The sequence below is a fragment of the Bifidobacterium sp. SO4 genome (genome assembly GCF_018555355.1).
GTDB classification, from domain to species: Bacteria; Actinomycetota; Actinomycetes; order Actinomycetales; family Bifidobacteriaceae; genus Bifidobacterium; species Bifidobacterium miconisargentati.
Window position 1 is genome coordinate 84,087 of sequence record NZ_JAFEJP010000001.1, and the last position, 22,809, is coordinate 106,895.

At 63.9% G+C, this 22,809-nt stretch carries 16 protein-coding genes, 4 tRNA genes and 1 pseudogene; 7 read left to right on the forward strand and 14 right to left on the reverse strand.

Annotation, left to right across the window (positions count from 1 at the left end; translation table 11 throughout):
* The first annotated feature begins 124 nt into the window (after window positions 1–124).
* From JS536_RS00400 to JS536_RS00410, 3 genes and pseudogenes are all read left to right on the forward strand, one after another.
* Window positions 125–196 (forward strand) — tRNA-Thr (locus JS536_RS00400).
* 158 nt (window positions 197–354) lie between these two features.
* Window positions 355–1,182: pseudogene (locus JS536_RS00405) on the forward strand (YoaK family protein).
* A 203-nt stretch (window positions 1,183–1,385) separates the two neighbouring features.
* Entirely contained in the window at window positions 1,386–2,381 is a 996-nt protein-coding gene (locus JS536_RS00410; protein ID WP_214355366.1) for a hypothetical protein, read from the forward strand.
* Between the two features lie 293 nt (window positions 2,382–2,674).
* Here the strand turns inward: JS536_RS00410 and JS536_RS00415 are convergent, their stop codons facing one another.
* From JS536_RS00415 to gltX, 5 genes are all read right to left on the reverse strand, one after another.
* Entirely contained in the window at window positions 2,675–3,145 is a 471-nt protein-coding gene (locus JS536_RS00415; protein ID WP_214355367.1) for a hypothetical protein, read from the reverse strand.
* A gap of 92 nt (window positions 3,146–3,237) precedes the next feature.
* Window positions 3,238–3,312: transfer RNA gene (locus JS536_RS00420), tRNA-Gln, on the reverse strand.
* Between the two features lie 38 nt (window positions 3,313–3,350).
* Window positions 3,351–3,423: transfer RNA gene (locus JS536_RS00425), tRNA-Glu, on the reverse strand.
* 389 nt (window positions 3,424–3,812) lie between these two features.
* A tRNA-Glu gene (locus tag JS536_RS00430) sits at window positions 3,813–3,885 on the reverse strand.
* Between the two features lie 281 nt (window positions 3,886–4,166).
* On the reverse strand, window positions 4,167–5,687 hold the full coding sequence (gene gltX / locus JS536_RS00435; RefSeq protein ID WP_214355368.1) for a glutamate--tRNA ligase: 1,521 nt from the start codon (window positions 5,685–5,687) through the stop codon (window positions 4,167–4,169).
* Window positions 5,688–6,149: 462 nt separating this feature from the next.
* On the opposite strand from gltX, the gene JS536_RS00440 reads away from it, so the two are divergent.
* Entirely contained in the window at window positions 6,150–7,580 is a 1,431-nt protein-coding gene (locus tag JS536_RS00440) for a DUF805 domain-containing protein (RefSeq protein WP_240544177.1), read from the forward strand.
* Between the two features lie 73 nt (window positions 7,581–7,653).
* Here JS536_RS00440 and nagA read toward each other — a convergent pair whose 3' ends face one another.
* From nagA to JS536_RS00460, 4 genes are all read right to left on the reverse strand, one after another.
* A complete protein-coding gene (nagA, locus tag JS536_RS00445) occupies window positions 7,654–8,955 on the reverse strand; it encodes an N-acetylglucosamine-6-phosphate deacetylase (protein WP_214355370.1) in 1,302 nt (433 codons plus the stop codon).
* 347 nt (window positions 8,956–9,302) lie between these two features.
* Window positions 9,303–10,115 (reverse strand): glucosamine-6-phosphate deaminase, encoded by an 813-nt coding sequence (gene nagB, locus JS536_RS00450; protein WP_214355371.1) that lies wholly within the window; start codon window positions 10,113–10,115, stop codon window positions 9,303–9,305.
* A 146-nt stretch (window positions 10,116–10,261) separates the two neighbouring features.
* Complete coding sequence (locus JS536_RS00455) at window positions 10,262–11,830, reverse strand: UDP-glucose--hexose-1-phosphate uridylyltransferase (protein WP_214355372.1); 1,569 nt, start codon at window positions 11,828–11,830, stop codon at window positions 10,262–10,264.
* Window positions 11,830–12,912, reverse strand: a complete 1,083-nt coding sequence (locus JS536_RS00460; RefSeq protein WP_214355373.1) for an aminoglycoside phosphotransferase family protein — start codon at window positions 12,910–12,912, stop codon at window positions 11,830–11,832. Before JS536_RS00460 ends, JS536_RS00455 begins: the two co-directional genes overlap by 1 nt.
* 417 nt (window positions 12,913–13,329) lie before the next feature.
* Here JS536_RS00460 and JS536_RS00465 point away from each other — a divergent pair, with 417 nt between their 5' ends.
* Window positions 13,330–14,217, forward strand: a complete 888-nt coding sequence (locus tag JS536_RS00465; protein ID WP_214355374.1) for an AraC family transcriptional regulator — start codon at window positions 13,330–13,332, stop codon at window positions 14,215–14,217.
* Window positions 14,218–14,259: 42 nt separating this feature from the next.
* Here JS536_RS00465 and JS536_RS00470 read toward each other — a convergent pair whose 3' ends face one another.
* The 3 genes from JS536_RS00470 to JS536_RS00480 all read right to left on the reverse strand — a co-directional run bounded on the left by JS536_RS00470 (window position 14,260) and on the right by JS536_RS00480 (window position 17,691).
* Window positions 14,260–15,630 (reverse strand): ATP-binding protein, encoded by a 1,371-nt coding sequence (locus JS536_RS00470; RefSeq protein ID WP_214355375.1) that lies wholly within the window; start codon window positions 15,628–15,630, stop codon window positions 14,260–14,262.
* 176 nt (window positions 15,631–15,806) lie between these two features.
* The gene (locus tag JS536_RS00475; protein WP_214355376.1) at window positions 15,807–16,856 is read right to left on the reverse strand and encodes a hypothetical protein; all 1,050 of its coding nucleotides are present in this window, start codon (window positions 16,854–16,856) and stop codon (window positions 15,807–15,809) included.
* Between the two features lie 175 nt (window positions 16,857–17,031).
* Window positions 17,032–17,691: a histidine phosphatase family protein gene (locus JS536_RS00480; protein ID WP_109056915.1), complete on the reverse strand. Its 660-nt coding sequence runs from the start codon at window positions 17,689–17,691 to the stop codon at window positions 17,032–17,034.
* Between the two features lie 319 nt (window positions 17,692–18,010).
* Here JS536_RS00480 and JS536_RS00485 point away from each other — a divergent pair, with 319 nt between their 5' ends.
* Entirely contained in the window at window positions 18,011–19,444 is a 1,434-nt protein-coding gene (locus JS536_RS00485) for an MFS transporter (protein WP_214355377.1), read from the forward strand.
* A gap of 398 nt (window positions 19,445–19,842) precedes the next feature.
* Here the strand turns inward: JS536_RS00485 and JS536_RS00490 are convergent, their stop codons facing one another.
* Entirely contained in the window at window positions 19,843–20,379 is a 537-nt protein-coding gene (locus JS536_RS00490; protein WP_109056917.1) for a GtrA family protein, read from the reverse strand.
* A gap of 237 nt (window positions 20,380–20,616) precedes the next feature.
* Here JS536_RS00490 and JS536_RS00495 point away from each other — a divergent pair, with 237 nt between their 5' ends.
* Window positions 20,617–20,964 (forward strand): hypothetical protein, encoded by a 348-nt coding sequence (locus JS536_RS00495; protein WP_109056918.1) that lies wholly within the window; start codon window positions 20,617–20,619, stop codon window positions 20,962–20,964.
* A 209-nt stretch (window positions 20,965–21,173) separates the two neighbouring features.
* Here JS536_RS00495 and JS536_RS00500 read toward each other — a convergent pair whose 3' ends face one another.
* Window positions 21,174–22,691 carry a formate--tetrahydrofolate ligase gene (locus JS536_RS00500; RefSeq protein WP_214355378.1) on the reverse strand — a complete coding sequence of 506 codons (1,518 nt, stop codon included), beginning with the start codon at window positions 22,689–22,691 and terminating at the stop codon, window positions 21,174–21,176.
* Window positions 22,692–22,809 lie beyond the last annotated feature (118 nt).

Consider the following 22,809-nt stretch of genomic DNA (forward strand, 5'->3'; position numbering starts at 1 on the left):
TCGCGCCAGCGCGGTGGTGAACACGGCGACTTCCGGCCGCCGATTTGCGCGATACGCGATTCCGTGCCATGATGTACAGGTTGCCTGATGAGGCCCGGCCAAACGGCTCGACCGAATCCGTAACGCCCCGATAGCTCAGTGGTAGAGCACTTCCTTGGTAAGGAAGAGGTCGTGAGTCCAATTCTCACTCGGGGCTCTCTTGTTTTCTGGCGGAATTCTCCGCCAAATCGTTGTGCACGACAGCTCCGCAAATCCTTCTCCGCACGTCAGTCGTGCCACTCCCCTAGCCTTGCCACGTACGGCGTATCGCGCCGCCCGCAAAGCCCATCGATTCCAAGGAACCCGCCCGACACCATGACCTCCACATCGCACCTGGCAGAAGCCGGACGCACGCTGATTCCCCGCAAGGACGACCGTTACGGACTGCTCTCCCCGGCGCTCGTGATCCTCACGTTCGTGGCCGGACTCGTGGATGCGCTGAGCTATCTGGCGCTCGGGCACGTGTTCGTGGCCAACGTGACCGGCAACATCGTCTTCCTGGGATTCGCGATCGCCCATGCATAGGGCTTCGTCTGGTGGACGTCGGCGCTGACTCTGGCAGCGTTCATGGTCGGCGCGCTTATCGGCGGGCGCATCATCCACTACTTCGGCGCCAACCGCGCCCGTCACCTGCTGGTGTCGACCGTGATACAGCTCGCGTTCGTGGCCGCGGCACTGGCCGGCATCTACCTGCTCAATCATTTCGCCCCGGAACCGGCCATGGGCGGCACCGATCCCACGACCCTCGCGCGTGCCTCGCAGCCGAGCCTGAACTTCCCCACCGCACGACATATCGACCTGCACATCATCATGCTCATCGTGCTGCTCGCGCCTGCCATGGGCATCCAGAACTCCACCGCACGCAAACTGTCCGTACCCGACCTGCCCACCACGGTGCTGACGATGACGCTGACCGGAATCGTGGCCGATACGTCCGCCCATGGTCACGAGCAGTCGAAACTGGGCCGTCGCGCGGTGGTGATGCTGGCGCTGGCCCTTGGTGCCCTGACCGGCGCGATGCTGCAGACGCGCGGCCATGAGGACATGATTCTGATGGTGATGATCGCATGTCTGCTTGCGGTCATCGTGATGATGGTGCCGCACGTGCGATCCGACGCCACCTGGGTCGTCGGACGGCGGTGACGCGAGAGGCATGCCAATTGCAGCGCAACAATCCAAGGTTAATAGGGATACAGTAAAGCTCTGTTCAAACAGAATTGGCATGAATCCGGCTGGACTACCCCTCAGTCGGCTACGCCGGCAGCTCCCCTGACAAGGGGAGCCAGAAATAAGAGAACATGCCGTCTTGGTTTCACAAAGCCTATAGTGATTCCGGGAGGCCGGTCATGCGCATCATCGAACAGTATTGTCAAGGCAAGCGGAGCGACCAATCACTCAACGAGGACGGGCTGATCGTCACCGGCAACTTCGCGGCCGTGGTGGATGGGGTGACGAGCAAGAGCATCCGACATCTCTGGCGGCCGAGCGGCGGAGTGGTCGCGAAGAATCTGGCGCTGGAAACCATCGCAAAGCTGCCGGCCGATGCGGACATGCGGCAGGTGCAGCGGGCCATCGATGGACGGTTCCAAACTGCCTACCGCAGTCGCGCCGATACGCGCACGCACGGCAGCCCGAACCCGAGCGACGACGCGGACACCAAAGCCGCGTACGGGCATACCGACGATTCCCCAGCGGCCTGCGATTACGCCGTGTTCGAACGCGAGCCCGTGGAACGGCTGCAGACCAATGCGGTGGTCTATAGCGCCCACCGCCACGAGGCCTGGTTGTTCGGCGACTGCCAGATCATGGTCAATGGCGTGCAGACGCCCACCGTCAAGCGGGTCGATGAATTGCTCGGCGAATTGCGGGCGTTCGTCACGTTGGCGTTGCGGGAACGGAACGTACGGAATTACGCGCCTTCCGACGTCGCATCCGGCGCTCCGGCCAGCAGCTCACCCGATTCCGCTCCCGATTCACTATCCGACTCATCATCCGATTCATCATCCGGCTCTTCAGACCCGGCACGCGACATGATTCTGCCGTTCCTGCGACTGCAATCGCAATTCGCCAACAAACGCGGGCCTTACGGCTACTTCGTGTTCGACGGGTTCACCGACCCCGCATATCCGATTCGCGCGGTGCCGGTGCGTCCCGGCGACGAGGTCGCGCTCGCCTCGGACGGCTACCCCCTGCTCAGGCCCACGCTTGCCGAGTCCGAGGCCGAACTGCAGCGTCTCAAGCACGACGATCCGGCACTCATCAACGAGTACCGGTCAACCAAGGGATTCACGTCCGATTTGGATTCGTTCGACGATCGCACCTATCTGCGGTTCGTCGCGTAGACCTCGGGATCCGCCCATGCGCGGGGGCAACAAGGAGCTCGTATCCGTTGTGCCTCGCTGCATCGGCCATCAGCGTGGCACAACGGGGAGAGCATACCCGGCAATGAACGCGGAAGGCCTCCAAGCGAAGAAAACCCGGCGTTACGCCCCCGCGCTGCCCCGCTCACGTCATGTCAGCGAGGCAAAACCGCCATCACATACCCGTTGCGCCCCGCCAAGAACAATCTCAGCGGGGCGCAACGGGTATTAGCCCACCGCAGTGGAGCGGCGAACGGGAGTCAGGAGCTGAAAACTCACTTCTTGGCGGCGTTGACGGCGTCCACGGCCTTCTGCAGGGAGGCGGTGTGCGTCTTGTACCAGTCGGTCTGCTCGTTGAGCTTGTCGGTGGCGGCCTGGTAGCCCTTGGTGTCGTCGGCGAGGCAGCCCTCGTACTCGGGCATTTCGGCGCTCAGTTCCTTGTTGAGCGCGTCGAGCGTGGATGCGTCCGTAACGTCCTTCTCGGTGAGGGCGGCGGCTTCGGAGGCATCGCCGTTGACGAGATTGTTATAGTCGTTGGTGGCGTTGCGCACTTCCTCGGAGGCGGTGGCGCAGGCAGCCACAGCAGTGTTGTACTGGGACTCGGAATACGCGCGGAATCCGAACACGCCGGCCACGGCGATCACGGCGACGATCACCACCACGATAAGGGCGATGGCCCACTTCGGCATGCGCTTCTTCGCGGCGGTCTGGGTGTTCGCGGTGTTCTTCTGGGTTTCAGCGGACATACTCGATCTCCTTCGTTCTCGTTCAGTACGGGGACGGGCTTTCGTGAAGCCCCCAGAAAAACAAAAAACCCTCGCATTTCGCGAGGGCTCATTGGCTGGGGTGCCTGGACTCGAACCAAGAATGGCTGAACCAGAATCAGCTGTGTTGCCAATTACACCACACCCCAATTTGGCTGGCGTAGCAACTCCGAAGAGTTGTCCGTCGTACCCCCAACCGGATTTGAACCGGTGTTGGCGCCGTGAGAGGGCGTAGTCCTAGACCGCTAGACGATGGGGGCATATTCAGTTTTTCAACCGGCTGCTCGGCGAACCGCGCAACAGGTGTATATATTACAGAAAGCCCAGCCGAATGCAAATCACGGCGTGTCGCGCGGAATTCCGCGGTTTTGGCGTCAAACCATAAGCAGGCCCCACCATGAATCCCGATAATCGATTCCGGGCATATACCCATCATGAAACGTCCGCCATCCACCGTTCCGGACATACATCCACCACGGACTCCCCGTTCAGACCGTTTTCGCGGTATGCATATGCGCAGAATAATTGAGAAAAGTATGCCCAGAACCAGGGATGCGGCTACGCTTCCCCTGCCCCAAAACCGTCACCCCGGACCGCCGGCCGGGAAAACGAAAAAGCCTCGGCGCGATGCCGAGGCTTTTCGAAGAAGTACCCCCAACCGGATTTGAACCGGTGTTGGCGCCGTGAGAGGGCGTAGTCCTAGACCGCTAGACGATGGGGGCTTAAGTTATCCGCTGCGGCGAACCGCAACGAGTGATTAATATACGGGAACATCTCACCAACGTCAACTACGGCGTGTCACATTGTGATTCCTTGGTTGACAGACGCCCGAAATGGCCTCCGATGACCTTTACTCAGCCGTCAAGTCCTTCGGCCGCGAATAAGCAGATGCACCAACCATCTGCGGCATCGAAAACGGGCGCCTGCCCACGAAAGACAAACGCCCGTATACTCTTCGCCAAAGTCAGTCAGCGGAACAATTCAGCCGCAGCTCAGGCTCACATCACAGGTGCTCGCGCAGGCCCTTGAGACGGGCCACGGTCACATCCTTGCCGAGAATCTCCATGGACTCGAACAGCGGCGGGGAAACGCGGCGGCCGGAGACGGCCACGCGCACCGGGCCGAAGGCCAGACGCGGCTTGTAGCCACCGTCCTCGATGAGCGCCTTGTTAAGCAGCTCATGCAGCGGCTCGGCCTTCCACCCGTCCTCGGAGGCGCCCTCCAGAGCGGCGATGGCGAGGTCAAGCACGGCACCGGCGGAATCCTTGAGGGTCTTGCGGGCGTCGTCGTCGGGCTCGATGTAGCCTTCGGTCGAAAGCAGCGAGCCAACCATGCCGGCCACTTCGCCCAGCAGGCGCACACGCGGCTGGACCAGCGGGGCGGCGGCGGTCAGGATCTCCTGCTCGCGGGAGGTCAGCGCATCCCAGTTGTCGGCGGAGACCACGCCGTCACGGTGCAGGTACGGCACGGAGCGGCGCAGGAAGTCGTCGGCATCGAGCATGCGGATGTGCTCGGCGTTGATGGAGATGGCCTTGTCCAGATCGAAGCGGGCCGGGTTGGCCTTCACGTCGCGCACATCGAACTTGGCGATCATCTCCTCCATGGAGAACACGTCGCGGTCCGGGGCGATGGACCAGCCGAGCAGGGCCAGGTAGTTGAGCAGGCCCTCGCGGATGAAGCCGGCGTCGCGGTGGTTGAACAGGTTGGACTCCGGGTCGCGCTTGGAGAGCTTCTTGTTGCCCTGGCCCATCACGTACGGCATGTGGCCGAACAGCGGGGTGGTCTTGGCGATGCCGAGCTCCTCGAGGTAACGGTAGAGCACGATCTGGCGCGGGGTGGAGCTCAGGAGATCCTCGCCGCGAAGTACCACGTTGATCTCCATCATGGCGTCGTCCACCGGGTTGGTGAGCGTGTACAGCGGATCGCCGTTCGGACGCACGATGACGTAGTCCGGCACGGAACCGGCCTTGAATTCGATGGTGCCGCGGATCAGATCGTCGAAGGCGATATCCTCGTCGGGCATGCGGATGCGCAGCGCGGGCTTGCGGCCCTCGGCGCGGAAGGCGGCCTTCTGCTCCTCGGTGAGGTTGCGGTCGTAACCGTCGTAGCCGAAGGCCTTCGGACGGCCGGCGGCCACGTTGCGGGCCTCGATCTCCTCCGGGGTGGAGAAGGACTCGTAGGCGTAGCCGGCCTCAAGCAGCTTGGCGGCGACGTCCTTGTAAATGTCGCCACGCTCGGACTGGCGGTACGGGCCGTGGGGGCCACCCACGTCGATGCCCTCGTCCCAGTCGATGCCGAGCCAGCGCAGGGCCTCGAGAATCTGGTTGTAGCTTTCCTCGGAGTCGCGGGCGGCGTCGGTGTCCTCGATACGGAAGATCAGCTTGCCGCCGGTGGCGCGGGCCTCGGCCCAGTTGAACAGTGCGGTGCGGACCATGCCCACGTGCGGGGTGCCGGTCGGCGACGGGCAGAAGCGAACACGAATGTTCGCGGGGAGTTCGGGTTTGGTGTTTTCAGCATCAGTCATGGGCTCTATTCTGCCGCGGAGCGGGGACGCGCCGGAGCGCTGAAACCGTCAGCAGGCGAGGCCGTCGAACAGCAGGGCCCAGTCCTGCGCCTGTGCGTCGGATTCGTGGGAGTCGTGGCGATCGCTGCCGCTGTAGTTGTAGTCGTTGTTCATGATGGTTCCCCTATGTTGATCTGTAATTGCGTTCGCGCCGAAAGCTTCGTTGGCTTCCTCCGGCTCCGTCACCGCAACCGTGCGCGTATCTATCGATAAATAGTACAGAACCGTTCAATAACGAACATGCTCGTTTGATATCGATTTGATAACGATTGCACGCGCCGATTCCCGCCGATTCGCCGTCCACGAACCATGCCGCCGCCTCAACGACGCCGTTCAGGCAATAATTACCGTATTTGTTGGGTTTTCATGGAAAAGCTGGAAGAATGGAGCAGGACGATACCGTCCGTGATGAAAGGGGAATCAATGACTGATCCCAACAACGTGCCGCTTCCCTCGGCACCCAATACACCGCACACCGACGCCGACGGCTCCGCGCCGGCCCCGCAGAATCCGCAGAATACCGGCAATACCGCACCTCAGTATGGCCAGTATGGCCAGTACGGCACGCCCGCACCGACTTCCGCCCCGCAGCCCGAGTATGGCGCATATGGCGCTCCGGCTTACGGCCAACCCACGCCACCCCAGTCGAACGGCAATCCTTACGCCTCCGCCCCGGCCGACCAGTACGGTCAGTATGGGCAGACCGCCTACGGCCAGCAGACCCCCGCACCCGCCTACGGCCAGCAGCAATCGTACGCACAACCCGCCAATCCATACGGTCAGAATCCGTACGGCGCCCAGCCTCCGTACAATCAGGCCCCGCCGTCCTACGGGCAGTACGCCGCCCCGAGCGCCCCGGCTGGCCCCGTTCCGCTGGACCAGCCCTACTATGGCTGCCCGTTCCCGGAAGCGTTCCTGCGTTTCTGGAAGAAGTACATCGTATTCTCCGGCCGCGCCTCCCGCAGCGAATTCTGGTGGTGGACGCTGGCGGCCAGCGCCGTCAATATCGTGCTGAACATCCTTTCGGAGGCCACGGATGACAAGCTGGCCTTCCTGGCCACCTTGTGGGCGCTGGCGACCCTGATTCCCGGCATCGCGCTGGCGGTTCGTCGTCTGCACGACATCGACAAGCCCGGCTGGTGGGTGGCCATCTTCTATGGTGCCATCGTCATCGGCGCGATTCTCATGACCGTGGGTGCCGGCACCGCGATTTGGGGTGGCCTCGGCGGCTTTGCGTCCGGCAGCTACAGCAACCACTACGGCACGGCAGCGGCCGGCGGCATCGGCATCGCCGTGATCGGCTCGCTGCTGACGCTGGCTGCGGGCATCGTGTACATCGTGTTCATGGCGCTGCCGAGCAAGCCGGAGGGCGCACGCTTCGATGTGCCCGGCGGCACCGGCGCGTTCGGCGCTCCAGCTGCCCCGGCTCCGACCGCTCCGACCGCTTCCGCCAATGGCTACGCTCCGCAGTACGGCACGCCCGCCCCGACTCCGGGATACGGCCAGCAGGCTCCTGCGGTTCCGACTCCGGCCGCACCGGAATATGGGCAGCCGGTTCAATCCGCTCCGGCAGCGCCGCAGTACGGTCAGCCGACTCCGGCCGCCTATGGACAGCCCACTCAGGCCCCTGCGGCACCCGCACCGTCCGTGCCGCTGCCTGACTACGGTCAGTCGGCGCAGCCTGCCGCGGCGTCCGCGCCGGCACCGGTTCCGGAATACTCTTCTCCCGCTGCCCCCGCCGAGGATCCCGTGAGCGACGCAACCGTGTTGTCTCCGCACGAGCCGGCTTCGACGACGCCCGCCGCACCGACTTCCGACGACGACAGCGCACAGAAGCCCTGGCAGGGTCAGTGAAACTAACTGATTGACATAGCAAATTGGCCTCCGTTCCTTATCGAACGGAGGCCAATTTCGTACGCTGCAGCGTTTACTCCACCTGGCGGCCGGCGCACCAGACGTGCTGGGCGGTCCAGTCGGCGGGGTCGAGGAGGTTGAGGTCGGCGGCGTATCCGGGGGCGATGAGGCCGAGCGGAGTGCCGGTGACGGGGTTGACTTTGTCGAATCCGAAGGCGCGTGCCGGGGTGAGGGTGGCGGCCTCGACTGCGGCGACGGGGCTGAAGCCGAGTTCGTTGACCGCGCGCTGGACCGCGACCTCCAGGGTGAGCGTGGAGCCAGCGATGGCGCCGTTGGACACGAGGCGGGCGTGGCCGTCGATGACGTTCACGTCGAGTTCGCCGAGCTTGTACGCGCCATCGGGGCAGTCAGTGGCGGCCATGGCGTCGGTGACGAACGCGATGCGGTGGGGCGCCAGTCCAAAGCCGAGTTTGACCATCGGGTTCTGGACGTGGAAGCCGTCGTTGATGAGCTCGATGGTGACGCGCGGGTCCTCGACGGCGGCCGGGATGGGGCCGGGTTCGCGGTGGTGCAGGCCGTTCATCGCGTTGAACATGTGGGTCATGATGCCGGCGCCCGCGTCGAAGCCGGCCTGGGCGGTGGCATAGTCGGCGTCGCAGTGGCCGACCGCGGGCACCACGCCGGCGGCCGCGAACTGCCTGATGGCACTGATGCCGTGCTCGAGTTCGGGGGCGATGGTGATCTGGCGGATGCAGCCGATCTGCCGCGCGGCGGGGTCGGCGCCCGAGGCGTCGAGCATCTCGTCCACGAGTTCGGGCACCGGGTCCTTGAGGCAGTTCGGGTCGTGCGCGCCCTTGCGCTTCAAGGCGAGGAATGGGCCTTCGAGGTGGCAGCCGAGGATGTCGGGGCGGGTGGCCATCTTCTCGTGCACGGTGCGGATGTTGCGGCAGATCACATCCATCGGGTTGGTGATGAGCGAGAGCACCTGGCGGGTAGTGCCGTGCACCGCGTGGCCGGCGCGGGCCACGTCGATGCCGTCGGGGCCGTCGTCGAAGCTCTTCTCCCAGGCGCCGTGGGCGTGGATGTCCACGTAGCCGGGCGTGAGGATGCGGCCGCCCGCGTCGATCACCTCGCCGGAGCGGGAGGCCGGGTCGATGCCGACCGTGCGGCAGGCGTGCTCGAACGCCTCCTCGCCGGTACCGTCCGCGGCCGCGGCGCCCGTGGCCACGATCACGCCACGCGCGTCCGAGACCACCCAGTAGCCCGACTGCTCGCCGCGGGCGTCCACCTTGCGCGCCCCGCGGATCGCGACCGGCTTGGCCTCGCCTTCCAACGCCGCGGTCACGCGCGCGACGATTTCACTTCTGTCCGTCATGTTTCCTGATGCTCCTTTGCCTGAAAACCACTTGGCTCTACCCAATACACCATAATTCCGGCCCCTACACGCGCGATTCACCCATATCAGCCTTGCCGGGGCTGAAAATGCTGCCCCGGCAAGGGATATTCGCCGTGATTCGTCATCTCGGGGCAGATGCGTTGCCCCGCCGGCTATTTTCCACCGTGATTCGGCTTGCGGGGGCAACGACCGATGTCTCACAAACCGCACTATTCCGCCAAATCGGCGTCATAGCATACGAATGGCCCAAAATCGGGCTTGCCCCGGCGGCCGGTTTCATGGAGAAACGGAGTCGCCGGGGCAACCGATACACTGCAATCTACCGATCAGATGCCCTGCCAGGCCGGCTTGTGGGCGAAGGCGTAGCGGTAGTAGTCCTTGTGACGCAGGCGGCTGGCGGCCTCCTCGTCGATGATGATCGTGGCGTGCGGGTGCAGCTGCAGCGCGGACGCCGGGCAGAACGCGCTCACGCCGCCCTCGACGGTCTCCTCGATGGCCTCGGCCTTGCCCGCGCCGAACGCGAGCAGCACGAGGTGGCGGGCCTTGAGCACCGTGCCGATGCCCTGCGTGATGCAGTGGGTCGGAACCTGGTTGATGTCGTTGTCGAAGAAGCGTGCGTTGTCGATGCGGGTCTGCTCGGCGAGGGTTTTGACGCGCGTGCCGGACGCGAGGGAGGAGCCGGGCTCGTTGAAGCCGATGTGGCCGTCGGTGCCGATGCCGAGGATCTGCACGTCGATGCCGCCCGCGGCCTCGATGGCCGCATCGTAGGCCGGGCCGGCGGCGGCGATCTTGTCGCCGTCCTCGAGCGGGGCGCCGCCCAGCACGTCGCCGGGCACGTGGACCTTGGCCGGGTCGAGGCCGAGCGGTTCGACGACCGTGCGGTGGATGGTGGAGTGGTAGGACTCCGGGTGGGTCAACGGCAGGCCCAGGTACTCGTCCAGCGCGAAGCCGCGCACCTGCGAGACGTCGATGGATTCGTCCTTCACGATCTTGGCGAGAGCGCGGTAGGCGGCCAGCGGGCTGGAGCCGGTGGCCAGACCCAGCACCGCGTCCGGCTTGGCTTTGATAAGGTCCGCGACGCAGCGGCCGTAGATCTCGCCGGCCTCCTCCTCGTTCTTGACGATGATCACTTCAGCCATGATTGGATTCCTTTCTTGATGCCGATGGATATCGGATACGTTTTTTCGATGGTGATGGTGCAGAGACAGGAACTTCCTCGAGCACTCCCCTCAGTCGGCTTCGCCGACAGCTCCCCTCAGAGAGGGGAGCCCAGGGGGGGGGGCAGCTACTGCTGCGTGAGGCCGAGGGCTTCAAGGAACGCCACGGTGGTGTGCTTGTCCTTGAAGACGGCGGTGTTGCCCAGGATGCGTTCGCATACGCTGCCGAGCTCGTCCTGTATGGCCGCGCGGATGGCGTCGCGGTCACGGTTGCCGTCGAGGGTGGAGGCAAGTTCGGACCACTGCAGCTGGAATTCGGCGCAATCCTCGGGCAGTCCCTCGCCGGCGGCGAGCGCGTCCTCCAGTTTGCCGAGCTGTTCGACCAGTCGTCCGGGCAGGATGAACAGGCCCTGCGCCTCGATCAGTCCGATCGGCTCCTGCTTGATGGGCCAGAATTCGGGGTGCGCGTGGAAGATGCCTTCCGGGTACTGCTCGCTGATGGCGTTGTTGCGGAAGATGAGGCTCATCTCGTAGCCGCGGTCGGTGATGATGGCGCTCGGCGACACCGCGGACTGGCGGTTGCCGTCCTCGTCATGGCTGGCGATATCCGCCGCCGCGTCATCGTAGCCCTGCCAGGCGAGGCGGATCCTGTCGCTGACCTCCACGATGGCGTCGCGGTTCCTGGAGACCACGCGCACGGCGGTGCCCGGCCAGTCGAGAATCTCGACCACGGTATCCGGGAAGTCCGGCACGGCGAACGTGGCCCAGGCCGCGGCCTTGTGCATCGGCAGCAGCTCGCCGCCACCCTGGTAGTGGTCGTGGGCGAGCACCGAACCGCCGATGCGCGGCAGTGCGGCGTTGCAGCCCAGGAAGTAGCCGGGGAAGCGATCCACGAAGTCGAGCAGGTGGCCGAAGGTGTCGCGGTCCACATGCATCGGCGTGTGCTCGCGGTTCACGCAGATGCCGTGCTGGTGGAAGTAACCGTACGGGGAGAACTGCCAGAACCATTCCTCGCCGCCGAGCGCGACCGGGATGGTGCGCAGCGTGCGCTTGTTGCGGCCCGCAAAGCCCTCGTTCTCGTGGCAGATGGTGCATTTCGGGTAGCCGCCGGCCACCGAGTTGCCGGCCGCAGCCTTCTTCATGTTCTTGAATTCGGGCTTGGCCATGTTGATGGTGATGACCAGTCCGTGCGAGTCGAAGCGCGGGTTCTTGTCGAGCACGGCTTTCTTGACGTAGTTGTTGGCCACGCAGTAGCGGTAGAACCAGTGCATGGCCTCCATGCCGCCGTCCGTGCCTTCCGTCTCCTCGAAGCTGTCTTCGATGGAGGACGGCGTGCCGGAGAGCAGGCCCATGACGATGTCCGCGTAGACCGGCCCCTCGTCCGGCTCGAACAGGCCGGCCGCGACCGCGGCGGCGCGGAAGTCGGCGAGGAGAGCGTCGGGGTAGGCGTAGTCGCCGGCGGAAGCGTCGGAAGCGGCGGCTTCGTCAGCGGCGATCGGGGCAACTGCACCGTACGAATCCAGTCCGAACAACTCAAAGATGCGGTTGCGGGTCCAGTCGGCGTCGCGGGCGTCCAAGTCAAGGTTGCGCTCGGCGTAGGCCATCAGCGCATCGATCGAGGCGTACACCCCGGCGAGCGCGGCCTGAGCATCGGCCTGGGTACCGGACTGCACGCCGGCTTCGTGTTCCACGGCCATCAGCGGGCGCTCCCTTCCAGCACGTCGGCCACGATGGCCTTGATCTCGCCGGCCTTGGCCTCCATCTCCTGCACCAGCTTGATCTGCGTGCGGGCGCGCACCAGGTTGTGCTCCGGGTACTTGGTGGCGAAGTAGGTGTCGCCGGCCAGGTAGTCGGCGAGGAAACGCATGCCGCATTCCATGGTCATCAGGTTGCCGGCGAAGGCGAACAGCTCGCCCTCGCGCGGGGTGACGCTCTCACGCACCGCGCCGATGAAACCTTCGGCGTAGGCGCGGAAGTACTCGGTGCTGAAGTGCACCTTGTCGAGGTCCTGCTCGTCCTCCAGCGCGGTGGAGGCGCCGAAGCGGATGGAGTCGCCGAAGTCGAAGAGCATGGAGCCCGGCATGATGGTGTCGAGGTCGATGATCGCGCGGGCCTTGCCGGTTTCGGCATCCATGAGGATGTTGTTGAGCTTGGTGTCGTTGTGGGTCACGCGCAGCGGGATGGAGCCGTCGGCGAGGCCGTCCATCACCACGGAGTACTGGCTCTCGTGCTTGAGGAAGAAGTCGATTTCCGGCTGGCAGGTGGCGGCGCGACCCAGCTTGTCCTCGGCGAGCGCGGCCTTGAAATCGGCGAAACGGTGCGGGGTGTCGTGGAAGTGAGCAATCGGCTCGGTGAGCTGGGAGGCGTCGAATTCAGCGAGCGTCTGCTGGAATTCACCGAACGCACGGCCGGACTCACGGAACACATCCGCGTTCGGCACGAGGCTGTAGGACGTGGTGTTTTCGATGAAGGCGTATACCCGCCACGCGCCGGACTCGCGCTCCACGTAGGTGCCGCCGTCCTTGGTGCGGATGATGTCCAGCGTCTCCTGGCCGCGGGCGCGCAGGAAGTCAGTGACGAGTTCGACGTTGCGCATGAGGTTCTTGGTGTCCGGGAAGACATTGGTGTTCATCTTCTGCAGGATGTAGCGGCGCTGATCCGTGGTGAGCAGGTAAGTGACGTTGATGTGGCCGTCGCCGTACGGCTTGATGCTTTCGACCTCGCCTTCCAGCTGGAAGAGGTCCGCTACGGCGGCGAGTTCGCTGTCGATGGTTGCCATGGGTTCCTTCTTTCGTGTGCGCGTTGCGGTTCGTGTGGTTGGTTCGTTCGTCTGTTCGTGACTCGCGCGGGATGCCGCCGACGCCCTCGCCCGCGGTATTCCTTACGAATGCCCTTCACTTGTTATTGAAACACGGGCGATATCTGACGCAACACCCCAACCGCGGCCAATAATCCTTGCAATAGCAGCGTTTTCAGCGATTATCGAGGTCCCTGATGACGATGGATGCAGCACAATTTCCATCATTATCAGGACAATTTTTTGATATTATGGGGGCACCCTTGGCTCCCCTCTCTGAGGGGAGCTGGCCGCCGCAGGCGGACTGAGGGGAGTCCAATGTCATCGTCACTCCCCTCAGTCACTTCGTGACAGCTCCCCTCAGGGAGGGGAGCCAAGCAGGCACGCGAGAGGAATGGCATGACACCAGTCGAGCATCATGTGGACGCGGCGGTCTCGCATTACTACGTGTACGTGCCCAGCCGCAACGCCCTGCGCATGTTCCTCTACCCCACGCGCATCGGCCTGTACCGCTATCTCAAGGGCTATTGGCTCAATCGCGCCTCATTCGACAGCTTCATCCTCATGGCCGTCTACAGCGGCACGTTCACGTTCACCGTCAACGGCCGCCGCTCCACGGCGAGCACCGGCGATCTGGTGCTGCTCGATTGCCATGAGCCGAACGTCTACCAAGCGCAGGCCGAGACGGACAGCACCCTGCTGTGGATGCACTTCGACGGCCGGCTCGCGCACGACTACTTCGAGACCATTCACGACGAGCTCGGCAGCGTCATCACCCTGAAGCGCGCCACCTACGCCATCAGCCGGTTCCGCATGATCTACGACACCTTCGCCGAGGAGCGCAAGGTGAACGAGGCGCGCATGTCGTTGGCCATAGCGGAGGTGCTCACCGAATGCCTGACCGCCGGCGACGACACCGCCGAACGGACCGGCACGCCGTACAACCAGCACGCCATCGAGGAGACGCTCTCGTACATCGCCACGCATCTGAGCGAACCGTTGCCGGTCTCGCAGCTCGCCGGCATGGCCCTGATGAGCGAGTACTACTACATCCGCGTGTTCAAGCAGGTCACCGGCTATACGCCGCACACGTACATCGTCAATGCGCGCATGCATGCCGCGAAGTACCTGCTGCTCACCGGCGAGGCCACCCTCAAGGAGATCTGCGCCGAATGCGGCTTCTACTCCACCAGCGCATTCTGCGCCGCGTTCAGGAAGCGCTTCGGATGCACCCCCCTGGAATTCCGCCGCGGCGGTGCAAGTGTGTCCGAATCGGTTTCTCTCTGAAAGGCCGGAGACCATGCCGTCATGGAGCGGCGCACCAGATGATCATTCGCGCAGAAACCACTTCCAAGCCGGAATCTGTTTGATCACCAAGCCGTCCTGCTCATAGTCACGTTCCGCGCCCTCGCCCACAATAATGACGCCCTCGTTGAGACCATGCTCCGCCATCATCTCCCACAGCGCGCGCGTCTCTCGCTTGACCGTCGCGTCGTCGTTCATGTTCGCCGTGACTTGGTAGAGCTCATACGTCTCACTTTCCAAAGCGTCGCCTACCACGAAATCGATTTCATATGCATGCTCGCGCGTACGGCATGAAGCGATGCCATCACGCCGGAATCCCACGTTGCGGCGGCGCAGTTCCAGATACACCGCTTCCTCCAAACGCTGTCCATCATCACGCATGACCGCACTGGACGAGGCCGCGGCGAGACCGGGATCAATGGCGTACACCTTGGGCACCGCGGTGCTCCGCTCGCTGAGCGACATGGACAATTCCCGTACGCGGAACAGCAGATAGGCGTCCTCGAAATAACCGATAAGATCCCCGAGTAATTCGCGACTGGTCGGCAACCCGACAGAACGCAGGTCATTCTCCACCTTACGCAATGACAATTGCCGGCCATTGGAGCCCAAGGCGCGCCGGGCCAGCGCGGATGCGACCCGGGGACGTGAGACGTTATGACGTTCGACCACATCGCGCAGCACCACACGCTGCACATACGACTGCAACAGGGCGATCCGCTGTGGGACGGGAAGATCCTGCGCCGCCGGGAAACCGCCGACCGTCAGATAATCGTTCAGGCCCCGCTGCAAAGCGAGACGTTCCTCGAACGAATAGTTTCCCGTAGAGGCGTCATGGCCATCCAGCCGTTCGGCGGCAACGATCCCGCGCGCCCGGACGAACTCACGGAACGAATACGGCAACAGCTCGAAATCCAGTGCGCGGCCGCGGAATTCCGTGGCGATCTCGCGCGACAACATCTTGGACGAGGATCCACTGACGTAAATCGTGGCCTTCGTGCCATCCACGACGCGACGCAGCCACGCGCCCCAATCGCGCATTTCCTGCAGCTCGTCGAAGAACAGGTACGCACCTTCCCGAAGAGCTTCGGGATGAGCAGTGTAAAACGCCTCCAATACCTCGTCACCCGTAGCCGGCGTAATCACTCCCAGCCGGTCGTCCTCGAAATTGAAGTAGCAGATGCGATTCCATGGAACGCCCAAACGATGCAGCGATTCCATTTCCTGGAACAACCGATAACTTTTGCCGCTACGACGCATGCCGGTCACGACTTTGACCAGATTGCCCGCCTTGGGTGTCAACGGTGCGCCCAGATCCAAATCTCGTGCGACGATTGGCTGGAAATCGGCGATATCGAAGCTTTCCAGCTTTTCCGCGATCACTGGATTAGACATGATCACCCTTCCAAGAAAACAGAACTGGTAACTTTACTTTACCAATTTGCGCAAAACTGGCAAAGTAAAATTACCAACTTTACGCAAAATTGAATGCATACCGTTGCCGGACTGTCTTTGTCGCACACTCAAAGCAGAACGCGCGACGAAAGGTATCGCTTACCGCCGCCGTTCAGCTACAGTTCGACGGTTTCCTTGTTGTCGTTCTTGACGTGGGCGAACTTGGCGGCGAGGGCCTCCTTGTTGCGCTTCTCGTCCTCTTCCTTGGCCTTCTTCTTGGCCTCGGCGGGATCCCAGAGCACATCCTCGCGGTGCTTGGCCCATTCGGCCGCCGCGAGCGGGGCGATATAGTCGGCGACGGCATCGAGAGTCACGCCTTCGGATGCGCCGGACGGATCGGCGGCCTTCGCTCGCACGTCGAGCAATCCGCGAATCTGGTCGTCGGTCAGGCAGATGCGCGGCACGGCGATCTGCTCGCGCAGCTCGTTGACCGCCAGCAGGACCGGCAGCACCGCGCGCGCCGCGGCATCGGAAGCCGGGGCGCCGCCGGTCGAAACGGCACTATCCGCCGTCGCTCCGACCAGCACGTCGCAGACGGCGAGCGCCGCGGCGAAACGGTGGGCCATCGCGTCCGTCAGCGCCGGGGAGGGGACGAACTCGTCATCGGACGGGTCCATGGCTTCACCGGCCGTATCGGCATCACCGGCGTCGGCCGAACCGGCCGCATCGCCGTCACCGTCCGCGGCGCCCGGAACCGTGTATACGCCCGTGTCGAACATGCCGGCGTCGATGGCGGCCTCGACGGACTCCAGCGCCTCATGCACGGCGACGGACACGTCATCGGGCCAGGCAACGCCCAACGATTCGGCCGCCTCGTCCACGAGCGAGGCGTCGCCGGACTCGGAGAACCCGGCCATCGTGTCGTAGGCGTCGTTGGCGGCGAGCAGCACGTCGACGATCGACTGCGGACGGCCGGGAATCGAGTCGGCACCCTCGTAGACGAACTCGGCGTCGGGGACCGTGACGTCCTCGCCGGTGATGATGCGCGCGAACGCACGGGTGACGCGCACCTGCAGGTTCTCCGCGTACTTCGCGTCGTTGTCCATCCGCATGGCCTTGGTAAGCGGCCACAGCGCGACCAGACGCGCGCCGGACTCGGCGGCCTCGCGCACGGCGGGCAGCGCGGCCACACGCGCGATTGCCTCACGATTCAGTTCAACGGTCATTGCATGCTCCTTTGCGTCAGGCCCCTCGCCCCTCAGCGGGCCGGTCATATTCATCAGTCGATTGTAGTGCGGCACGCCCCGGCCCAACCCGCACGGACTCCCCTCAGTCGTCTGCGACGACAGCTCCCCCCAAAGAGGGGAGCCAATGAAAATGGCGGAATTGCAACGATTCCGGTTACTTCACATCCGCTGCGGGGTCCACATACGTGATGGACATCACACGGCCGGTCTCGTTGTCGTACGTCACGGACGTGACGGAGGCGAGCGCGGTGTGACGTAGGAACATCCAATGCTCCGGATGGCCGGTCTCCAGATAGTGACGGTAGCTGAAGATGGGCGACTCGTGGCTGACCACCACGATCTGCTGGCCGGGGTGCTGGGCCACCTTCTCGCGCGCGAAGGCGTCCATGCGCTGGGCGATGTGCTGGTACGATTCGCCCCAGCTCGGCTTGTATAGGTTGGTCACGAGCTTCCAGTTGCCGTTCTTCCACAGTGCACCCTCGCCATGGCCGATGCGCTTGCCGCGGAACTCGTTGCCGGCCTCGATGACGCGCTCGTCGGTGGTGAGCGTAAGCGGAGCCTCGCCGCGGGTCTCACGTACCCCGTTCAGCGCGTCGAGGATCGCTCCGGCGGTCTCGCGCGTGCGGTCGAGCGGCGAGGAGTACACGGCGGCGATGGTGTTGGTCTGCGGATTGCTGGCCAGGTAGGCGGCCGTGGCCTGCGCCATGCGGCGGCCCAGGTCGGACAGGTGGAAGTCGGGCAGGCGCTCGTAGAGCAGATGGTCGGGGTTGTAGACCTTGCCGTGACGGACGAAGTGGATGGTGGTGGCGGTCATCGTTGGCTCTCCTTGCTTGCGAGTTGCTTGCGAACGGAACGGCTACGGCCACTATACGCGACCAGCCGGGCCAGGGAGCGGTGGACGGAAAACAACGGCCCGAATCCCCTTAACTACCGCGTGTCAATCGAGCCCACCGCATAGAGTAGCCGTGACGCAAATATGCGAAGTCGGGGGCGGCGGTCTCGCCGGATTCCCGAACGCCACGCAAACTTTGCGCGACCATGGACAGACACATCATTCGATGAGGGCTTCGCCATCCAACGCCACGGATCGCGAGGGACATCCAATCGGGAGCGGAAAGGAGCGTAGTGCTGTTATGTCCAACATGAACACCGTCACGGCCGCCATCAAGGAAGTCGGACATAAGGTTTTTGGCGGGTACGCCGAGCTGCTGCGTATCCCGCACACCGCACGCTACTCCATCGGTTCGGTAATCGCGTGCATGCCGTTCCCGATGGTGGGCATGACCATCACCATCTCCGTACAGCATTACTACGGCAACTATTCTCTGGCCGGCATGCTGACGGCCATCCAGGCGATCGCGCTGGCCGTGGCCACGCCGCTGCTGGGCAAGCTCACGGACAAGTTCGGCCAGCGTCAGGTTTCGATTCCGACGATTCTCGTATGGATCGTGGCCGCGATCGCGCTGGTCACGTCCATCACCAACCGTGCGCCGGAGTGGGTGCTGTACTGTCTGACCCCGTTCCTGGCCGCGATTCCGCCGTGGGGCGCCATGAGCCGCGCCCGCTGGACCAAGATCCTGAAGGGCGACCGCGAGAAAACCAACCGCGCGCTCTCGCTGTGCGGCGTGCTCGACGAGTGCATGTGGGTGATCGGCAACCCGCTGGCCTCCACGCTGGCCGTGATCTCCGGCCTGCTGGCGTTCTCGTTCACCGGCGTGTGCGTGGTGATCGGCGCGCTCATGTTCCTCACGGAGCTGACCACCGAGCCGCCATCGCAGACCGCGCTGGCACGCGCCGAGGGCATCACGCGCAAGGAGTACCGCGAGCGCGAGGCCGCCAAGGCGGAGGCGCTGAAGGCGGAGACCGCGGCCGAGGAGGCCCGTCACCGCATGGAGCGCAAGGGCGTCACGGACGAGACGAAGATCCAGGCCGCCATCCAGGCCGCCGTGGCCGAGGCGCGTAGCGGCAAGAAGGCGTCCATCTGGGGACCGGGCCTGATCGCGGTGTGCGTCACCTGGTTCGGCCTGGGCGCGTTCCAGTCGGCCGCCGGCATCTCGATCATCGCGTTCGCCACGGAGTCGAACATGAAGCAGTACACGGGCTTCGTGTTCGCCTGCTTCTCCATCAGCTCGCTCATGGGCGCGCTGGTGTACGGTGCCAAGAACTGGGCCATCCCGCTGTGGAAGCGCTTCTACTTCTGCCTGGCGGTGGTGAACATCGGCATTGGCACGTTCATGTTCGCCAAGCACCTGTGGGTCATCATGATCATCTATCTGGTGATCGGCGTGTGCCAGGCACCGACGTGGATCAACGGCAACCAGCTCATGCTGCATCTGGTGCCGCCGTCCCGCCTGACCGAGGGCATGGCGTGGATGGGCGCGATGAACTCCATCGGCTCATCCGCGGGTTCCGCGATCGCAGGCCAGTTCATCGACCGCATGGGTTCGCACGGCGGCTTCATGGTGGTCACCACGCTGGCCATCGCCTCGCTGGTGATCGCGTTGGTGGGCTTCAAGCAGATCAAGGGCTCCACCGAGCAGCCAACACTCACCGAAGTCACGGTGTGAGATAGTCTGGCTCCCCTCTCTGAGGGCCGAGCCGTTAAATGGGGAGTCCAGTGGACTTCCCATAGGCGAAGTGAGCCGCGTAGCGGCGAAGGCTCCCCTCTCTGCGGGGAGCTGTCAGCGAAGCTGACTGAGGGGAGTCTCCGCAAGGGCTATCGTCACGGCACTCCCCTCAGTCTCACTTCGTTCGACAGCTCGTCCTGCAATTAATGACGAACTCCGTTCGCATCCTACTGGCTCGGCTGTCGCCTCGCACATTGCCTACAAACGGCTCTGCCGTTTGCTTCACGGCAATGTCCTGACAAGGGGAGCCAAGACTCTCGTATTACGACAAAAGCCCGGCCGTTGAGGACCGGGCTTTTACGTATGTATTGGGCGGCAGGCGCGAGCAGCGAAGGCTACTACTTCGGCCAGCCCTTGGGCGTGTGCTCCAGGGACCAGACGCCGAGCTTGTGGGAGAAGCTGTTCTCCCACTTGGCTTCAAGCTCTTCGGCCGTGAGCTTGTTCTCCGCGGAACGCAGACGGTTCATGGCGTTGGTGTGCGTATCGTCCAGCAGCCATTTGCGGATGAGGAAGTTCCAGACCATCACCACGGCGGTGGCGATCAGCTTGCCGATGTTCGTACGCAGCAGGTACTCCGCGTGCTGCGAGACGAAGGCGTCGCGGTTCATGCCGTACGTCGAGATCCAGATGATGGCGTCGTTCATGAACAGACCGATTACGGCTCCCACTACGAAGATCAGGATCTCCATCCAGCGGGCCATGTCGGAACGGTGCTTGAACACGAACTTCATGCTCGCCAGGTAGTTGAAGATGAGCGAGATGATGAAGGAGATGGTGGCGGCAATCACATTGTGCATGTGGAACACACCGACCAGGAGGTTCAGGATGCCCCAGTCGATGATGAAGGCGATGACGCCCACGATGCCGAACTTCATAAGCTGCGCGATCAGTTTTCTCACAGTGGGTATTCAACACTACCCGTCTGACTGCCGGCTGTCCGTTGGCTGTATTGTCCCGCAATCTCTGCAATTCGGTTCGTCTGCGGCGATTCAGCCCGGACCGCCCGGCCGACCCGGTACGACCCTCGGTGAAAGCCGTCGGACGGCGATAGACTGAAGGCGAACGTTCTCATCGATGCCCTTGTCAGCGAGGGCTTTCGTCAAGGAGGAATCATGCCCGTCATTCACACCCATGTCTCCGTCTCCACCACGCCCGAGCAGCGCGAGGCCCTGAAGGCCGCGTACGGCAAGGCCATCACCGCGGTGCCCGGCAAATCCGAAGGCTGGCTGATGTGCCCGTTCGAGGACAACATGCCCATCTACTTCGGCGGCGACGACTCCAAGCCGGCCGCCTACGTGGAAGTCAACGTGTTCGGCCGCTCCGTGCCAGGCTCCGCTTGGGAGAAGCTGACCGAATCCATCATGGCCGCGCTGAACTCCACGCTCGGTATCCCCGAGGACCGCACGTACATCCGCTACACCGCCACCACCGACTGGGGCTGGAATGGCGGGAACTTCTGAGTTCCTTCCTTTTCCGGCTCCCCTCTTTGAGGGGAGCTGTCGAACGAAGTGAGACTGAGGGGAGTCGCGGGGTGACCTGCGTAGGGCTCCCCCCAGTCAGCTTCGCTGACAGCTCCCCTCAGCGAGGGGAGCCAAAGATCAATGGAAAAGCCCGTCAGCGTAGAGCTGGCGGGCTTTTTCAATCGTGCGTCAAACGAGTCAAACGAGCATCAGACGATCTTCGGCATCGGCGTGGTGAGCGACGAGGTCAGGTTCACGTGCACCAGACCGGCGCCGGCGTGCACCTCGACCTTCTTCAGCGTCACCGTGCGCTCCTCCTCCGGGGCGCGGTCGTTGTCGGTCATGGTCGCGGGTGACTTGACGGCCACAAGCGCCAGGTCATCGAGCGAGATGCCGGCGGACTGGCACAGTTCCATCGCGGCGGACACGGACTCGGTGAAGCCGGGCTTGTAGATCACGCGGTCGGCGGGCACACCGTAGGCGTGCTCGGCCACCCACTTGACATTCTCGGTCAGGGCCATGCCCTTGTGGGAGTGCGGTTCGGCCGGCATGGAACCGCTCTCGATCACATCCACGAAGCCGTCGAGCTGCGGAGCCAGGGCCTCGCCGCCGTCGCGGAACAGGTTGCCGATGATCGGCGCACGGAAGCCCAGCTCCTCGGCGGTCTCCTTGAGCGCCGGAATCTGATCGTCCTCGCCGTCCCACAGGTTGATGAGCGGGAAGGTCGGGATGTCAAGGCCCTCCAGGCGCTGCACGTGGAACGGGTAGCGCCAGGCCAGATCCGGATCGTCGCGCCAAGTGGAGGCGCGGGTCACCACGACCGCGGCGGACGGCCACTGCGCGCCGAACTCACGGCAGGCGATGTCCAGCCACTTCTGCGCGCCGGCGTCGGTACCGTAGCCGGCCTCGACGATGACCACGTCATGCAGGGCGCAGGCCATCTCCACGGACACGAGCGTCGGGATGCCGATGGACACGTTGGCGAACGGGCCACCGTGCACGTACACCGGGGAGCCGTTCACGGTCTCGGTCTTGGCGGGCTTGACGGCGTCGGCCAGGATGCCGGTGATGCGCCACAGGTCGATGAACTCGCCGAAGGTCACGGCCTTGCCGTCCTTCGTGCCGGCGATCATCTTGGAGACGCGGTCGGCGATCTCGTCCATGGAGCGGGAGAGCACTACGATCTGCATGAGCTCGGAGGTCGGGGTGAGCACCACCTTCTCCGCCACGTTGCCCTTGCCGTAATCCACGGCGATGGAGCGCAGGGAGCGGGACGGCACTTCGGAGACGCGCGGCACCAGGATGGTGTCGAGCTTGCCGTCGTCGATGGCCTTCTCGGCGAAGGAGACGAGCAGGTTCTGCGCGGCGGCGATGGCGCCCATCTCACCACACAGGCCCCAGTCGATGAGCTCGGGGTGGGTCAGGGAGGCCTTGCCGCCACCGGAGGCACCGCCCTTGGAACCGGCGGCGGTGATGCCCATGCTCGGCTGGCGCAGCACGGCGGTGGCGTCGATGCCGCGCTTGTTGAGCGCGTCGATGAGGGCGATGGTGGTGGTGGTCTTGCCTTCGCCGCGGGAGGCCTTGAGCGGCGTATCGGCGGTCACGAGGATGACCTTGCCGTGCTTGCGCGGGGCGTCCGGGTTCTCGGCGAGATACTTCATGTAGCCGAAGGCGTCGATCTTCTGGACCAGACCGTACTGGCTGGTGAAGTCTTCGATGGTGGTCATTTTCAAGCCTTTCTGTGTGGTGGGGATGGCCCGCATCTTGGCTCCCCCTCTCTGAGGGGAGCTGTCGAACAGAGTGAGACTGAAGGGGAACCGTTCACTCCGAAACTCCCCTCAGTCC

Excerpts from the sequence above, each read along its gene's own strand:
- JS536_RS00410 (WP_214355366.1), top strand. The coding sequence starts at position 1,386 with ATGCGCATCATCGAACAGTATTGTCAAGGCAAGCGGAGCGACCAATCA.
- JS536_RS00415 (WP_214355367.1), bottom strand. The coding sequence starts at position 3,145 with ATGTCCGCTGAAACCCAGAAGAACACCGCGAACACCCAGACCGCCGCG.
- gltX (WP_214355368.1), bottom strand. The coding sequence starts at position 5,687 with ATGACTGATGCTGAAAACACCAAACCCGAACTCCCCGCGAACATTCGT.
- JS536_RS00440 (WP_240544177.1), top strand. The coding sequence starts at position 6,150 with ATGACTGATCCCAACAACGTGCCGCTTCCCTCGGCACCCAATACACCG.
- nagA (WP_214355370.1), bottom strand. The coding sequence starts at position 8,955 with ATGACGGACAGAAGTGAAATCGTCGCGCGCGTGACCGCGGCGTTGGAA.
- nagB (WP_214355371.1), bottom strand. The coding sequence starts at position 10,115 with ATGGCTGAAGTGATCATCGTCAAGAACGAGGAGGAGGCCGGCGAGATC.
- JS536_RS00455 (WP_214355372.1), bottom strand. The coding sequence starts at position 11,830 with ATGGCCGTGGAACACGAAGCCGGCGTGCAGTCCGGTACCCAGGCCGAT.
- JS536_RS00460 (WP_214355373.1), bottom strand. The coding sequence starts at position 12,912 with ATGGCAACCATCGACAGCGAACTCGCCGCCGTAGCGGACCTCTTCCAG.
- JS536_RS00465 (WP_214355374.1), top strand. The coding sequence starts at position 13,330 with ATGACACCAGTCGAGCATCATGTGGACGCGGCGGTCTCGCATTACTAC.
- JS536_RS00470 (WP_214355375.1), bottom strand. The coding sequence starts at position 15,630 with ATGTCTAATCCAGTGATCGCGGAAAAGCTGGAAAGCTTCGATATCGCC.
- JS536_RS00475 (WP_214355376.1), bottom strand. The coding sequence starts at position 16,856 with ATGACCGTTGAACTGAATCGTGAGGCAATCGCGCGTGTGGCCGCGCTG.
- JS536_RS00480 (WP_109056915.1), bottom strand. The coding sequence starts at position 17,691 with ATGACCGCCACCACCATCCACTTCGTCCGTCACGGCAAGGTCTACAAC.
- JS536_RS00485 (WP_214355377.1), top strand. The coding sequence starts at position 18,011 with ATGTCCAACATGAACACCGTCACGGCCGCCATCAAGGAAGTCGGACAT.
- JS536_RS00490 (WP_109056917.1), bottom strand. The coding sequence starts at position 20,379 with ATGAAGTTCGGCATCGTGGGCGTCATCGCCTTCATCATCGACTGGGGC.
- JS536_RS00495 (WP_109056918.1), top strand. The coding sequence starts at position 20,617 with ATGCCCGTCATTCACACCCATGTCTCCGTCTCCACCACGCCCGAGCAG.
- JS536_RS00500 (WP_214355378.1), bottom strand. The coding sequence starts at position 22,691 with ATGACCACCATCGAAGACTTCACCAGCCAGTACGGTCTGGTCCAGAAG.